This window comes from Blautia obeum ATCC 29174 (assembly GCF_025147765.1).
GTDB classification, from domain to species: domain Bacteria; phylum Bacillota; class Clostridia; order Lachnospirales; family Lachnospiraceae; genus Blautia_A; species Blautia_A obeum.
In genome coordinates, this window is sequence record NZ_CP102265.1 from 1,605,897 (window position 1) to 1,620,564 (window position 14,668).

Genomic DNA, 14,668 nt, shown 5'->3' on the forward strand with positions numbered 1-14,668 from the left:
TCCTGGGGAGTTAACCCTGAGTTTTGAACTGCGACGTAAAGCTGTTGCAAACAGCGGGTTGCGGAAAAATTCAGGGTTTGTAACTTACGCAAACATGAAATGCTTCGCAGGGAACGCGGCTTTGTAAACATTTCAGGTTTAATAAATCAAAGAGTGGAGATGTGCACATGTTAATCAACAGAATCTTTAATGGAAATGATGCAGTATATGGCCTGACCGTCAATGCTGTGGACGAAGCAGTCAAAGAACATGGCGCAGACAAACCAGTGGGCTTTCCCCATACGGCATATTGCCTGCCATGTTATTACGCAGTAACAGGCGTAAAGGTCAAAACATTGGGAGAATTAAAAGAGGCCCTGGGCGTTGTAAAGACACTCATGACCAGAAATCATGAGCTGGACGACGCACTGATGTCAGGGGTAGCAACCGCACTCTGCGCAGAATTTATTGAAGCTCTGAAATATCTGGATGGAGCGGAACCATACAGCGAGCCGTGTTATGGACATCTTGCAGATTCAATTATCCGTGAGCTTGGAGTACCGCTTGTAACGGGTGATATCCCTGGCGTTGCTGTTATCCTTGGATCAGCTCCGACTGCACAGGAAGGTGTTGATCTGATCAAGAGTTATCAGAAACAGGGTATTCTTGTAACACTGGTTGGTGGTATTATCGATCAGGCAACAGAACTTGGACTGAAGATGGGGTATAATGTAAGAATCGTACCACTTGGCAAAGATGTAACATCTGTTATTCATGTAGTATCTGTGGCAATCCGTGCAGCACTGATCTTTGGTAATGTAACACCTGGAGATGCCGGCGCATTGCTTACATATACAAAGGACAGAGTTCCGGCTTTTGTAAATGCTTTCAAACCAATTGATGATGTCATTCTTGCGGCAGGTGCAGGCGCAATCAAACTCGGCTTCCCGGTTATTTCCAATGAAGATGAGAATATCGTAGAAGTTCCGGGCGCATTGATCGCATGCCCGGATGTGGCTGATTTCAATAAGGTTTCACTTGAAGCAAGGGGTATCAAGATCAAAATTACAGATATTGATATTCCGGTTGCATTTGCATCTGCATTTGAAGGTGAGATCATCCGTCGTAAAGATATGCAGGTTGAGTTTGATGGTTCACGTGTAGACTGTGCAGAACTTGTACAGACAAAGAATATGGATGAAGTAGAAGACCACAAGATCACAGTTGTAGGTCCTGAGGTAGATACTTTTGAAGAAGGCAGTAAACACAGCCTTGCTTATGTAGTTGAAGTTGCAGGTAAGAAGATGCAGCCTGACTTTGAACCGGTTATCGAACGTAAATTCCACAACTACATTAACTGTATTGAGGGAGTTTATCACACCGGCCAGAGGGATATGTTCCGTATCCGAATCAGCAAAGATGCATTCAATGCCGGATTCCGTGCAAAACATTTTGGTGAAGTGCTTTATGCACAGGTCAAAAATGAATTTGAAGCAGTTGTTGATAAATGTGCGGTTACAATTTACACAGATCCTGCAGAATGTACCAGAATCCGTCATGAAGTTGCAATCCCGACATTTGACAGACGAGACGAACGTCTGGATACTCTGACAGATGAATCTGTAGATGTATATTACAGCTGTATCCTCTGTCAGGCATTTTCTCCAAGTCATGTATGTGTAGTAACACCAGAAAGACTTGGACTTTGCGGTGCCGTTTCATGGCTGGATGCAAAAGCAACACATGAACTGGATCCGAACGGACCATGCCAGGTGATCACAAAAGAACGTCCGATCGACGAGAATCTTGGCTCTTATGAAGATGTAGATGAAGCAGTTCAGAAATTCTCACAGGGAGCTCTGGAACATGTTACACTGTATTCTATCATGCAGGATCCTATGACATCCTGTGGATGTTTCGAATGTATCTGCGGAATTGAGCCGTTCTCTAACGGCGTTGTTATTGCAAACCGTGAGTATGCAGGTATGACACCGCTCGGAATGACATTCCCGGAGATGGCATCCATGACAGGTGGTGGTGTTCAGACACCTGGATTTATGGGCCATGGAAAACATTTCATTTCTTCCAAGAAATTCATGAAGGCTGAAGGCGGTATTGAGCGTATCGTATGGATGCCGAAGGAGCTGAAAGATACTGTAGCAGAACGTCTGAACAAGACAGCACAGGAACTTTACGGAATTGAAAACTTCACAGATATGATCGGTGATGAGACAGTTGCAACAGATCCGGAAGCGCTTGTAGAATTTTTAACAGAAAAAGGCCATCCAGCCTTGTCAATGGACCCAATGATGTAGTATAATATATACGTTTATTAATTAAGAGGAGGCTTATGAGAAATGCCGTTTAATCAGAAACCACAGAAATTTAACGCAAAGATCAACTCTGTCACAATCGGTAACGGAGACAAGACTGTGACTATCGGAGGAGAAAACTCCTTCCCATTTTATAGCTTTGATGCACCAACAGAAAACGCACCGAAGATCGGTGTTGAGATTTCTGACCTTGGACTGGACGAATTTTCCGAAGGCGTAAAAGCTTACTATGAAGGTGCAACTACTATGGCTGATATCGCTAAAAAAGCAGCAGCTATAGAAGGTGCAGATTTTGTTGCCCTGATTCTGGATGGTGGAGACCCGAATGGAGCAAACAAATCTGTTGAAGAACTTATCGGGGTTGTTAAAGAAGTAGCAGATGCTATCGACTGTCCACTGGTTGTAGAAGGCTGCAAGAACGTAGAGAAGGATGCGGAACTTCTCCCGAAAGTTGCAGAAGTACTTCAGGGAAGAAATGCACTTCTTCTTTCCGAAAAAGAAGAAAACTACAAAGCAATCGGTGCAGCAGCAGGTCTTGCTTATAATCAGATCGTTGGTGCTGAATCAGCCGTTGATATCAACCTTGCAAAACAGCTGAACGTTGTTACTACACAGCTTGGTGTTGATGCGAAGAAGATCGTTATGAACATCGGTAGTGCAGCAGCTGGTTACGGATATGAGTACGTAGTATCTACTATGGACCGTATCAAAGGTGCAGCATTAGGACAGAACGACAATATGCTGCAGATGCCTATTATTACACCTGTATCCGCAGAGACATGGGCAGTTAAAGAAGCAACAGCTTCTGAAGCTGATATGCCTGAATGGGGATCAGCAGATGAGCGTGGAATCGATATGGAAGTTATGACTGCTGCAGCTGACCTTGCAGCTGGTTCTGATGCCGTAATCTTAAGACATCCGGAATCAATTAAGACTATTTCCAAAATGATCAAAGCACTTGTGTAAATAATAGGAGGAATAATTAGCTATGGCACTGAATGGTATTCAGATTTTTAAATTAACACCAAAGAAAAACTGTAAGGAATGTGGATGTCCGACATGTATGGCTTTCTCCATGAAAGTTGCACAGGGCGCAATGAAAATTGAACAGTGTCCACATATGTCTGACGAAGCACTGGCTTCCCTTTCTGAGGCAACTGCTCCGCCGATGAAGACAATCAAGATCGGAACAGGCGATGCAGAGTTCACACTCGGTGGAGAAACTGTTCTGTTCAGACATGAAAAAACATTTGTAAGCAAACCAAGATATGCTGTATCTCTCTGCACATGCATGGATGATGCAGAAGTTGAGGCTAAACTTGCAGAAATCCCACATGTAGACTATGACCGTATCGGTGAAAGAATGCATGTAGAACTTGTATACGTGAACTGCGATGCAGAAGCAGATGCTGCCAAATATACAGCACTTGTAGAAAAAGCAAAAGGTCTGGGAAGAACTCTGATTCTTGGATGCACAGATCCTGAAATCGCAAAAGCAGCTCTTGAAGTATGCAAAGATGGCAAACCGGTTCTTAACGGAGCAAACGCTTCCAACTATGAAGCAATGAATGCTGTTGCAACAGAAGCAGGAGTAGTTCTTGGAGTATCCGGAAAAGACATCAACGAGCTTTACGATACCGTAGCAGCTCTTGAAAAACTTGGCAACAAAAACCTTGTTCTTGATACAACAGGTGCTGACATCAAAGAAACATTTGCAAATACTGTAATGGTTCGTCGTGCAGCTCTGAAAGATCAGGACAGAACATTTGGATATCCATCCATCGTTAACCTGGTTAAACTTGCCAAAGGTGATCATCATTTACAGGCAGCACTTGCTTCCGTATTTACAATGAAATATGGTTCCATCATCGTTATGGAACAGATGACATATGCAGAGGCTCTTCCACTGTTTGGTCTTCGTCAGAACGTTTATACTGATCCACAGAAACCGATGAAAGTAGAGCCGGGTATCTACCCACTCAACGGTGCAGATGAGAATTCTCTCGTTGTTACAACCGTAGACTTTGCTCTTACATACTTCGTAGTTTCTGGTGAACTGGAACGTTCCGGTGTACCGCTTAATCTGGTTATCAACGATGCAGGCGGACTTTCCGTACTGACATCCTGGGCAGCTGGTAAATTCTCCAGCACCAGCATTTCTGAGTACATCAAGACAGAAGTTGAGCCGAAAGTAAAATGCCGTAAACTCGTTATCCCTGGTAAAGTAGCTGTTCTTAAGGGCGACCTTGAAGCAAAACTTCCGGGATGGGAGATCATTGTAGGACCTAGAGAAGCAGTTCAGCTTGTGAAATTCTTAAAAGATATGCAGGCATAAGTCGGCATAAAATATAATTTTTCTCAGGGAGGAGGAAACTCCCTGAGACATTAAAAACCATGTAAAGGAGAACACAGGTATGGCAAAATTTGTTACTATTGGAGAGAGACTTTCCACAACAGCACCAGCAGTTAATAAAGCATTTACAGAGAGAGATCCTGAGCCGATCCTCAAAAGAGCAAAACAGCAGCTCGATGCAGGTGCTACATACCTCGATGTAAATATCGGACCAGCAGAGAACGATGGACCGGAACTGATGAAATGGGCTGTAGAGCTTCTGCAGAGCAACTTTGACAATGTTCCGCTTGCACTGGATACTTCCAACGTTGCAGCTATCGAAGCTGGTATTTCTGTATACAATCGTTCCAAAGGAAAACCGATCGTAAACTCCGCTGATGCTGCAGGAAGAATCGGTTATGTTGATGTTGCAGCTGCTAACGATGCAATCGTTATCGCTCTTTGCAACGGTGAAGGAATTGCAAAAGACAATGATGAACGTATGATGTACATGCAGACTCTGATGGAGAGAGGTATGGAACATGGTATGGACGTTGAGAACGATATGTGGTTCGATCCGTTATTCCTGGTTATCAAAGGAATGCAGGACAAACAGATGGAAGTTCTTGAATTCATCAAAATGATCTCTGATATGGGAATGAAGAGCACCGGTGGTCTTTCTAACAACTCCAACGGTATGCCGAAACATATCCGTCCGATCATGGACTCCGCTATGGTAGCTATGGCTATGATGCAGGGACTTACATCCGCAATCGTTAACCCTAACGACCTGCGTCTGATGGAAACAATCAAATCCTGTGATATCATCAAAAATAATTACCTGTACGCAGATTCCTATCTGGAAATCTAATCAGTCTGACTTTTTTACGGCTGTAGATAAAAAAAGGCTGGAGGCTTCGCGGCCTCTGGCCTTTTTTATAAATATCAATAAGTCTGACGCCCAACGCCACAGCTGAAAGACAAGAATATTCACGAGGCGAGAAAGGTGGTTACCGCATGTTTAAGGTGACATTTGCATTTGAAAATGGCAGTGAGGTAGAAGCATTTGCCAATGCGGGGGATAATCTGCTGGAGGTTGCACGTGGTGCGAACGTGGCAATTGATGCACCATGTTCCGGAAACGGAGCCTGCGGAAAGTGTCGGGTGCAGTTAAAAGGCGGAGAACTGGACTCAAAGAAAACTCTTCATATTTCTGATGAGGAATTTGAAAAAGGATGGCGTCTGGCATGCATGAGCAAAATCTGCGCGGATGTGGAAGTACTTGTGCCGGACATCGCATCTGCTTACAAAAGCAGAATGAAAGTGGCAGACTTAAGTTCTAAAGAAGAAATCGCAATTTTTGAAAAAGCAAAAAATCAGGTCGAAGAGACCGGAATTCAGTTAAGAAATAGTCTGGAAGTTGTAGAACTCCAGATGACTGAACCAACACTGGATGATACCATGCCGGATGTTGAGAGACTGACAAGAGCACTTCGCAAATTTATGAATCTGAAACGGATCAGAGTTCCGTATGCAGTTCTCCGTAAACTTCCGGATGTGCTCCGTGCAAGTAAATTTTCAGTGAAATGTGTGGTCCGCGTAACACCGGATGATATGTTTGTCTATGATATTTTTGATGCAAAAGAAGACGTGATCATGGGTGGACTCGCAGTAGATATTGGTACAACAACCGTTTCTGCTGTCATCATCAATATGGCTACGGGTGAAATCCTTGCCAAGAGTTCCTCCGGTAACGGACAGATCCGTTATGGTGCGGATGTTATCAACCGTATCATTGAGACAACGAAACCTGGTGGAATCAAAAAACTGCAGGATGCAGTGATCAAAGAAACGATCAACCCGATGATTCATGAGATGTGCAGAAGCATTCACCTTCCGGAGAACCAGATTTATCGTATGTGTGTGGCATCCAATACGACAATGAACCATCTGTTCGCAGGAATTAATGCAGATTACCTGCGTACAGAACCATATATTCCGGCTTTCTTTAAAACAAATTCGCTGTTTGCATCAGATGTCGGAATTGAGATCAATGGAGATGCCCATATTATTATGGCACCGAACATCGGAAGCTATGTGGGTGGCGATATCACAGCAGGTACACTGGTAAGTATGATCTGGAACAGACCGGAATTTTCACTGTTTATCGACCTTGGTACCAACGGTGAGCTCGTTTTTGGAAACTCTGATTTTATGATGAGCTGTGCCTGCTCTGCCGGACCGGCATTCGAAGGTGGAGATATCAGCTGCGGTATGCGTGCGACAGATGGAGCAATCGAAGCATGTACCATTGATAAAGAAACCATGGAACCGACATACAAAGTAGTCGGTGAACCTGGAACCAAACCGGTCGGTCTTTGCGGTTCCGGAATCATTGATGTGATCAGTGAACTGTTTATGACCGGAATCATCAACCCGAAGGGCAAATTTGTCCGTGAAGGTAAGCGTGTCCGCCATGACCATTATGGAATGGGCAGCTATGTGATCGCATTTGAGGAAGAGGCAGGATCTGTAAAAGATGTTGAGATCACAGAAGTAGATATCGACAACTTCATCCGTGCAAAAGGAGCTATTTTCTCTGCAATCCGCACGATGCTGTCTTCGCTTGATTTTGATGTATCCATGATTGATGATGTTTACGTTGCCGGTGGTATCGGAAGTGGAATCAACATGCAGAATGCAGTTAATATCGGAATGTTCCCGGATGTTCCGCTTGAGAAATTCCATTATATTGGTAACTCATCACTGACAGGTGCTTATCTGATGCTTCTTTCCACACAGGCCGAGAAAAAGACCTATGAACTTGCATCAAATATGACATATATGGAGCTTTCGACAGTTCCGACTTACATGGATGAATTCGTGGGAGCATGTTTTATCCCACATACCGATGCATCTATGTTTCCGAATGTGCATCAAAGATAATATCCAAGTGTGAAAAATACAAATGCTGTTCATGCTTGCAGGATAAAGCATTTGTTTAATAACTTAGAAGAGGTGTGTTATGAGTTCTGACGTAAAAACAACAACATTTAGTCCGGCAGAAACAGAATCTGTAGGAGATAAACTGGGATATGGAAAAGACAGCAAAGAGCGTCTCCCATGGGAACATTATCTGAGCCAGTATCAGGAATCAGATCCAAAGGAAATTGCTGCAAGACTTGGCATTTCCTATGATGAAGAACAGAAGTATTTTACTCTGAAATTTCTTGGGACGGTTTATCAGATTTCCTGGCCGGATTTTCAGGTCAGCCACGAAGCGGATGATATGGGATTTTATCCTCTGGAAACCATGACCTATGCCAGAACTCTGACGATTCGTTTTCTGCTGAATGGTGCGGAAGCATCAGGTACCGGGAAATTCAAAACCTACAGAGAAATGCCGTGGGGTGAAGTATACCTTCGACAGTTTGACGGACGCTGTATCAAGCGGCTGGCATTCTCCTATGGAAACCGTATCAAAGATTTTCAGGCAATCATGGAACACATGCACTGTGTTCCGGTGAAGCATGGAGACATTGCTTATAAGCTGGAGATCTTTCCAGATTATCTGGTACAGATGATCCTGTGGGAAGGAGACGATGAATTTCCGCCATCCTCACAGATTCTGTTTTCGGATAATTTTCCGATATCTTTTCAGGCAGAAGATATGGCTGTTATGGGCGATGTGATCATCGGATCACTGAAGTCCTTTGCGAAATGTATATAAAATGTATATAAAAAGGAGGTAACTTTTATGGGATTCAAAAGTGACATCGAAATTGCACAGGAGTGCGAAATGCTGCCAATCACAAAGATTGCAGAAAAAGCAGGTATTGATGATAAATATCTGGAGCAGTACGGAAAATACAAAGCAAAAATTGATTATAATCTTCTGAAAGAAAGTGACAGAAAAGACGGTAAGCTGATCCTTATGACAGCAATCAACCCGACACCGGCCGGTGAAGGAAAGACTACTACAACCGTAGGTCTTGCAGATGCAATGCAGAAGCTTGGAAAGAGTGTTATGGTTGCTCTTCGTGAGCCATCTCTCGGACCGGTATTCGGTGTCAAAGGTGGTGCAGCAGGCGGCGGCTATGCACAGGTAGTTCCGATGGAAGATATCAACCTTCATTTCACAGGTGACTTCCATGCCATCGGTGCAGCAAACAACCTTCTTGCAGCAATGATCGACAACCATATCTTCCAGGGCAATGCTCTGAACATCGACCCGAGAAAGATCACATGGAAGAGATGTGTGGATATGAACGACCGTCAGCTTCGTAACGTAGTAGACGGACTTGGCGGAAGAACAAACGGTATGCCTCGTGAAGACGGATACGACATCACAGTTGCATCCGAGATCATGGCAGTCCTTTGCCTTGCAAGCGATATTACAGACCTGAAAGAAAGACTTTCCAAGATCATCATCGGATATACATATGGTAAAGTTTCCGAACAGAAACCGGTAACAGCTGGCGATCTTCATGCAGAAGGTGCAATGACTGCACTTCTGAAAGATGCCCTGAAACCAAACCTCGTTCAGACACTGGAACATGTTCCGGCAATCGTTCATGGCGGACCATTCGCAAACATTGCTCATGGATGTAACTCTGTAACAGCTACAAAAATGTGTATGAAACTTGCTGATTACACAATTACAGAGGCTGGATTCGGCGCTGACCTTGGAGCAGAAAAATTCCTGGATATCAAGTGCCGTATGGCAGGTCTGCACCCAAGCGCAGTTGTTATCGTAGCTACTGTACGTGCTCTGAAATATAATGGCGGTGTAGCAAAAGCAGACCTTAATAATGAAAACCTGGAAGCACTGGAAAAAGGACTTCCAAACCTTCTGAAACATGTAAGCAATATCAAGAATGTATACAAACTTCCTTGCGTAGTTGCTATCAATGCATTCCCGACAGATACAAAGGCAGAACTTGACCTTGTAGAAACAAAATGTAAAGAACTCGGCGTAAACGTTGCACTTTCTGAAGTATGGGCAAAAGGCGGCGAAGGTGGAGTGAAACTTGCAGAAGAAGTTCTTCGTCTGGTAGAAGAACCGAACGACTTCTCCTATGCATATGAACTGGAAGGCTCTATCGAAGACAAACTGAACCAGATCGTACAGAAAGTATACGGTGGTAAGAGAGTTGTCCTGACAGCAAATGCTCAGAAACAGGCAAAACAGCTCGAAGCTCTTGGCTTTGGCAACTGCCCGATCTGTGTAGCTAAGACACAGTATAGTCTGACAGATGACCAGACCAAACTCGGTGCACCAACAGACTTCGAAGTTACTGTACGTAACCTGAAGATCTCCGCAGGTGCAGGTTTCATCGTGGCTCTGACAGGTGAGATCATGACTATGCCAGGACTGCCAAAAGTACCGGCTGCAGAGAGAATTGATGTAGATGAGAACGGAAAGATCACTGGACTTTTCTAGGAATTAAGTCTCATATCTAAAAGTATAAATTTTGCTTTATAAAGCAAGGTAAATTATATTTTGTAAAATAAGAAAACCTCTGAGGGGGCCCATCTCACAGTTGCGAAGGCCGAAGGTCCCCCTCAGACTCCCCCTGCTTGGCCACGCTGAAAAACATGTCGTTTAGGAGAAGTGAGTATCCTATCGGCTATGTTTAAAAGCTTGTTGTAGCAGGAGTCAGGGAGTATGTGGTGTTGGTATCGACAGGTAACGTTGACTGCCAATGCAGTATATTTCCTGATTGCGTGGCCCGGTGGGGTGCGCGAGGGGAGAGCGGCCTCCGCAACTCTGAGCGACTCCCCTCGTAGGTTTTCTCATATTTCCAAATATGAACAGGTCTTAGGATTCATCCTAAAAATATTATTATAAGAAAAGAAGAAAAGAATATTAAGATATCCATCTTAAAAATGTTTTTTCTAGGAGGAGAAAAAATGGGATTCTCAACAAGTACATGTACAGAGTTTGTTGAAGTGCTTGCTTCAAAAGCCCCGGTACCGGGTGGCGGCGGAGCTTCTGCACTGGTTGGTGCAGTCGGAACTGCACTTGGCAACATGGTAGGCAGCCTTACGGTAGGCAAAAAGAAATATGCAGATGTAGAAGATGAAATGTGGGAGCTGAAAGCAAAATGCGACCAGCTTCAGAAAGATTTTCTGAGTCTGATTGAAAGAGATGCAGAAGTTTTTGAACCACTTTCCAAAGCATATGGCATGCCAAGAGAAACAGAGGAAGAAAAAGCAGAAAAAGCACATGTTATGGAAATCGTTCTGAAAGATGCATGCTCTGTTCCGATGGAAATCATGGAAAAATGCTGTGAAGCAATTGATCTGATCGTAGAGTTTGCTGCCAAAGGATCCAAACTGGCGATCAGCGATGCCGGTGTTGGTGCAGCTTTCTGCAAAGCAGCATTACAGGGTGCAAGCCTGAACGTATACATCAATACGAAATCTATGGCAAACAGAGAATATGCTGAAGAACTCAACAAAAAAGCAGATGCAATGCTTGAAAAATACACAAAGATTGCAGATGAAACATTCGAAAGCGTTCTCGGACGCCTTAAATAGAAATACGGATTGCGCTAAGCGTGTATTGCAGAGTAATTCACATTTGTGAAGCAACAAATAATGAGCGGAGGAAATAGTTAAAATGGCAAAGCAGTTATTAGGTAAAGAAGTAACAGCAGCACTGAATGAAAGAATCAAAGCCAATGTAGCTGAGTTACAGGGAAAAGGTGTTAACCCGACTCTGTGCATCATTCGTGTAGGTGAAAATCCAAGTGATATTTCTTACGAAAAAGGTGCAACAAAACGTTGCGAAACACTTGGGGTAGCATGTGAAAAAATCCTTCTTCCAGGAGATGTATCACAGGAAGAACTTCTTGCAACAATTGACAAAGTAAATAAAGATGACCATATTCATGGCGTTCTTCTGTTCCGTCCGCTGCCGAAACATCTGGATCAGGCAGTGATCGAAAATGCACTTGCAGCAGAAAAAGACGTTGACTGTATGACAGACCTTTCCATGTCTGGCGTTTATACAGGAAAGAAAATCGGTTTCCCGCCATGTACACCGCAGGCATGCATGGAAATCCTGGATCATTACGGAATCGACTGCACAGGTAAAAAAGCCGTTGTTATCGGAAGAAGCCTTGTAGTTGGTAAACCGGCAGCAATGATGCTGGTTAAGAAAAACGCAACAGTAACTATCTGCCATACAAAAACAGTAGATATGCCATCTGTAGCAAAAGAAGCTGATATCGTGATCGTAGCTGCAGGACGCGCAGGTGTTGTAGGTGCTGAATATGTCAGAGAAGGACAGACGATCATCGATGTAGGAATCAACGTAAATGCAGAAGGCAAACTTTGCGGCGATGTTGACTATGCAGCAGTTGAGCCGATCGTTGATGCGATCACTCCGGTACCGGGCGGTGTTGGAAGCGTTACAACATCTGTTCTGGTAGGACATGTAGTAGAAGCAGCAATGAGAAAGGTTAATGGATGATCAGAAACAAAAAAGCGATGCTCTTTTGTTCTCAGATAATACTGACGGGTGCCCTTATAACTGGGGCACCTTGTTTGGCATCTGGGGCAGAGATTGAGGTGGCCGAAGAGGATGGAACATCCGGGAGTGTTTTCGGGAGTTCAGCCACTACAGCAGACAGTGAGGAAGTCGATCATTCCGGTGAGGGACAGATTCACAAGCCGTCCAGTCTGGAGGTACCGGATTTTACTTCTGATCCGGATTTTGTAGATGATTCTACAGATAACACTTATGGATATTATACGATCATGGGAGATACGACCGTTTCTCTTGCACAGATGACTTCGCAGTATGAAGAACATGGAGCAGAATATCCTTCAGCTTCATTAAAAGATGGTGGCGCAGCGACCATAGATGATTTTTGTACGATCATCCTGGAAGAAGCGAATGCAGAAGGCGTCCGTGGAGAAGTCGTTTTTGAACAGGCGATGCTAGAGACCGGATGGCTGCAGTACGGTGGTGATTCCGGAATATCTCAATATAATTTCGCTGGCATTGGAACGACCGGCGGGGGCGTTGCCGGAGTATCTTACCCGGATGTGCGGACCGGGATCCGCGCACAGGTACAGCATCTCAAAGCTTATGCATGCGAAGATGCACTGAATCAGGACCTTGTGGATACTCGATTTGACATGGTGACCAGAGGGAGTGCTCCATATGTAGAATGGCTGGGGCAGCAGGAGAACCCGAATGGGGGAGGCTGGGCCGCCGGACCTAACTATGGAGAAAAACTCAGAAAATTGCTCAGTGATCTGAAAGCGGAGTGAGCAACGAAAAAGAGTGAGGCACATGGCCCCACTCTTTTTCACTTCAGTTCAATATCTACAAGTTCCTTTGGCGGAAGCTTCTTCGTACATCCGGCCAGGAACTTCTTCAGTTCTTTGGATGATTTGGCAACTGGTACATTTGTTCCGGCACCACCCATACATCCGCCCGGACAGGCCATACCTTCGATCATACAGCCCTTGAGTTTGCCTGCTTTGGCAAGCGCGAGGACTTTTTTACATTCAGCAAGACTCTCTGCATGTTCGATATGAACCGGTACATCCGGATAATATTCCTTAAGGCAGGCTTCGATCGCACCTGCAACACCACCTGCAACAGCATAACCACGTCCTGCAGCAGTCGCATCATGAAGAGAACCATCCTCTTCGAAAGAAGCAGGATCGATTTCGCGTGCATCAAACATGGCATCCAGTTCCTCGAATGTAAGGACAAAATCAACATCACTGCGGACGGTGCGGCGCATAGCTTCCAGCTTCTTGGATGCACATGGACCAACAAATACAACCTTTGCATCTGGCTGCTCCTGTTTTACCTTGCGGGCAGTGGCAACCATCGGTGTCAGTTCCTGAGAAATATTGTCGATCATGGTCGGGAAGAATTTCTTTGCCATCATGGACCAGGAAGGACAGCAGGAAGTCAGGAGAAATGGAAGTTCTCCGGTGGCAACCTTTTCGGCATAATGATGCGCCTCTGCAATTGCTCCGACATCAGCACCGAATGCAACCTCATGGACATCAGAAAAACCAAGAACCTGCAGAGCTGTCTTGAATTTGCCAGGAGTCACATCATCACCGAACTGGCTGATATAAGCCGGAGCGATGATGGCAATGATTTTTTCACCACCACGAAGTGCATGAGCCAGCTGGAAAATCTGAGATTTATCAGAAATCGCACCGAATGGACAGCTTACCATACACATACCACAGGAAACGCATTTGTCCTCCAGGATACTTGCACGTCCCTGCTCATCACTTCCGATTGCCTTGACACCACAGGCCTGTTCACATGGACGGATATTGTGAGAGATAGCATCATAAGGACAGGCGGCTTTACATTTGCCACACTTGATACATTTGTCCTGATCAATATAAGATTTTCCATCTTTCATGGAAATCGCACCCTTTGGACAGGCCTGCATACATGGATGAGCGACACAGCCGCGGCACATATTGCTGACAATATATTTGTTTGGCGGACAGGCTGCGCATGCAGATGGAATGACCTGCATAAGAGGCGGCTCGTAATATTTCTCATCGATGTTGCTGGCTGCCAGACCGTCGGTCAGATGGACAGCTTTGTTTTCCGGGCGAAGAGAGAGGCCCATTGCAAGACGAACCCGCTCGCTGGCAACGGCACGTTCTCTGTAAATACTTTCACGGTATTTGGCTTTTTCCTCTACGATATTATAAGGAATAGCTTCAATATCATGAATCAGGGTTTCGTCAGTGGATTCAAATCCGGCTTTGGCTACTTCGACATAAACCTTGTGGCGGATTGCTCTGACAGGTGTGTCATAATTTCGCATATGTATATCTCCTTCTATCGTATTGCAGTTATTCAGCTGACAGTATTACATGGAAAAACAGAATGAACTGCCATAAACCGGATAACTGAAAAATATTTTTATCTACCTGACATTATAATATAGGAAAGAAATTCTAAAATCAACTAAGATCATGTATTTTTGCAGGCACAAAACAGACGGATGCACAGAAGATT

The 14,668-nt window shown here is 44.5% G+C and carries 11 protein-coding genes; 10 read left to right on the forward strand and 1 reads right to left on the reverse strand.

All coding sequences use genetic code 11. From position 1 onward, the window contains the following. Positions 1-167: 167 nt before the first annotated feature. The 10 genes from acsB to NQ503_RS07640 all read left to right on the forward strand — a co-directional run bounded on the left by acsB (position 168) and on the right by NQ503_RS07640 (position 12,930). Entirely contained in the window at positions 168-2,294 is a 2,127-nt protein-coding gene (acsB, locus tag NQ503_RS07595) for an acetyl-CoA decarbonylase/synthase complex subunit alpha/beta (protein WP_005425374.1), read from the forward strand. A 42-nt stretch (positions 2,295-2,336) separates the two neighbouring features. Continuing rightward, complete coding sequence (gene acsD, locus NQ503_RS07600; RefSeq protein ID WP_005425373.1) at positions 2,337-3,278, forward strand: acetyl-CoA decarbonylase/synthase complex subunit delta; 942 nt, start codon at positions 2,337-2,339, stop codon at positions 3,276-3,278. 22 nt (positions 3,279-3,300) lie between these two features. After that, positions 3,301-4,647: an acetyl-CoA decarbonylase/synthase complex subunit gamma gene (gene acsC / locus NQ503_RS07605; RefSeq protein ID WP_005425371.1), complete on the forward strand. Its 1,347-nt coding sequence runs from the start codon at positions 3,301-3,303 to the stop codon at positions 4,645-4,647. A gap of 79 nt (positions 4,648-4,726) precedes the next feature. Then, complete coding sequence (gene acsE / locus NQ503_RS07610) at positions 4,727-5,515, forward strand: carbon monoxide dehydrogenase/acetyl-CoA synthase methytransferase subunit (RefSeq protein ID WP_005425370.1); 789 nt, start codon at positions 4,727-4,729, stop codon at positions 5,513-5,515. A 146-nt stretch (positions 5,516-5,661) separates the two neighbouring features. Beyond that, positions 5,662-7,590 carry a corrinoid activation/regeneration protein AcsV gene (gene acsV / locus NQ503_RS07615; RefSeq protein ID WP_005425368.1) on the forward strand — a complete coding sequence of 643 codons (1,929 nt, stop codon included), beginning with the start codon at positions 5,662-5,664 and terminating at the stop codon, positions 7,588-7,590. 79 nt (positions 7,591-7,669) lie between these two features. Beyond that, on the forward strand, positions 7,670-8,374 hold the full coding sequence (locus NQ503_RS07620; protein ID WP_005425366.1) for a DUF3786 domain-containing protein: 705 nt from the start codon (positions 7,670-7,672) through the stop codon (positions 8,372-8,374). A gap of 27 nt (positions 8,375-8,401) precedes the next feature. Continuing rightward, positions 8,402-10,087 (forward strand): formate--tetrahydrofolate ligase, encoded by a 1,686-nt coding sequence (locus NQ503_RS07625; protein ID WP_259893477.1) that lies wholly within the window; start codon positions 8,402-8,404, stop codon positions 10,085-10,087. A gap of 470 nt (positions 10,088-10,557) precedes the next feature. Next, on the forward strand, positions 10,558-11,187 hold the full coding sequence (locus NQ503_RS07630) for a cyclodeaminase/cyclohydrolase family protein (protein ID WP_044925212.1): 630 nt from the start codon (positions 10,558-10,560) through the stop codon (positions 11,185-11,187). An 82-nt stretch (positions 11,188-11,269) separates the two neighbouring features. After that, a complete protein-coding gene (locus NQ503_RS07635) occupies positions 11,270-12,124 on the forward strand; it encodes a bifunctional 5,10-methylenetetrahydrofolate dehydrogenase/5,10-methenyltetrahydrofolate cyclohydrolase (protein ID WP_005423502.1) in 855 nt (284 codons plus the stop codon). A 74-nt stretch (positions 12,125-12,198) separates the two neighbouring features. Continuing rightward, on the forward strand, positions 12,199-12,930 hold the full coding sequence (locus tag NQ503_RS07640) for a glucosaminidase domain-containing protein (RefSeq protein WP_330368378.1): 732 nt from the start codon (positions 12,199-12,201) through the stop codon (positions 12,928-12,930). Positions 12,931-12,968: 38 nt separating this feature from the next. On the opposite strand, the gene NQ503_RS07645 is transcribed toward NQ503_RS07640, so the two are convergent. Then, positions 12,969-14,474: a 4Fe-4S dicluster domain-containing protein gene (locus NQ503_RS07645; RefSeq protein WP_005423498.1), complete on the reverse strand. Its 1,506-nt coding sequence runs from the start codon at positions 14,472-14,474 to the stop codon at positions 12,969-12,971. Between the last annotated feature and the right edge of the window lie 194 nt (positions 14,475-14,668).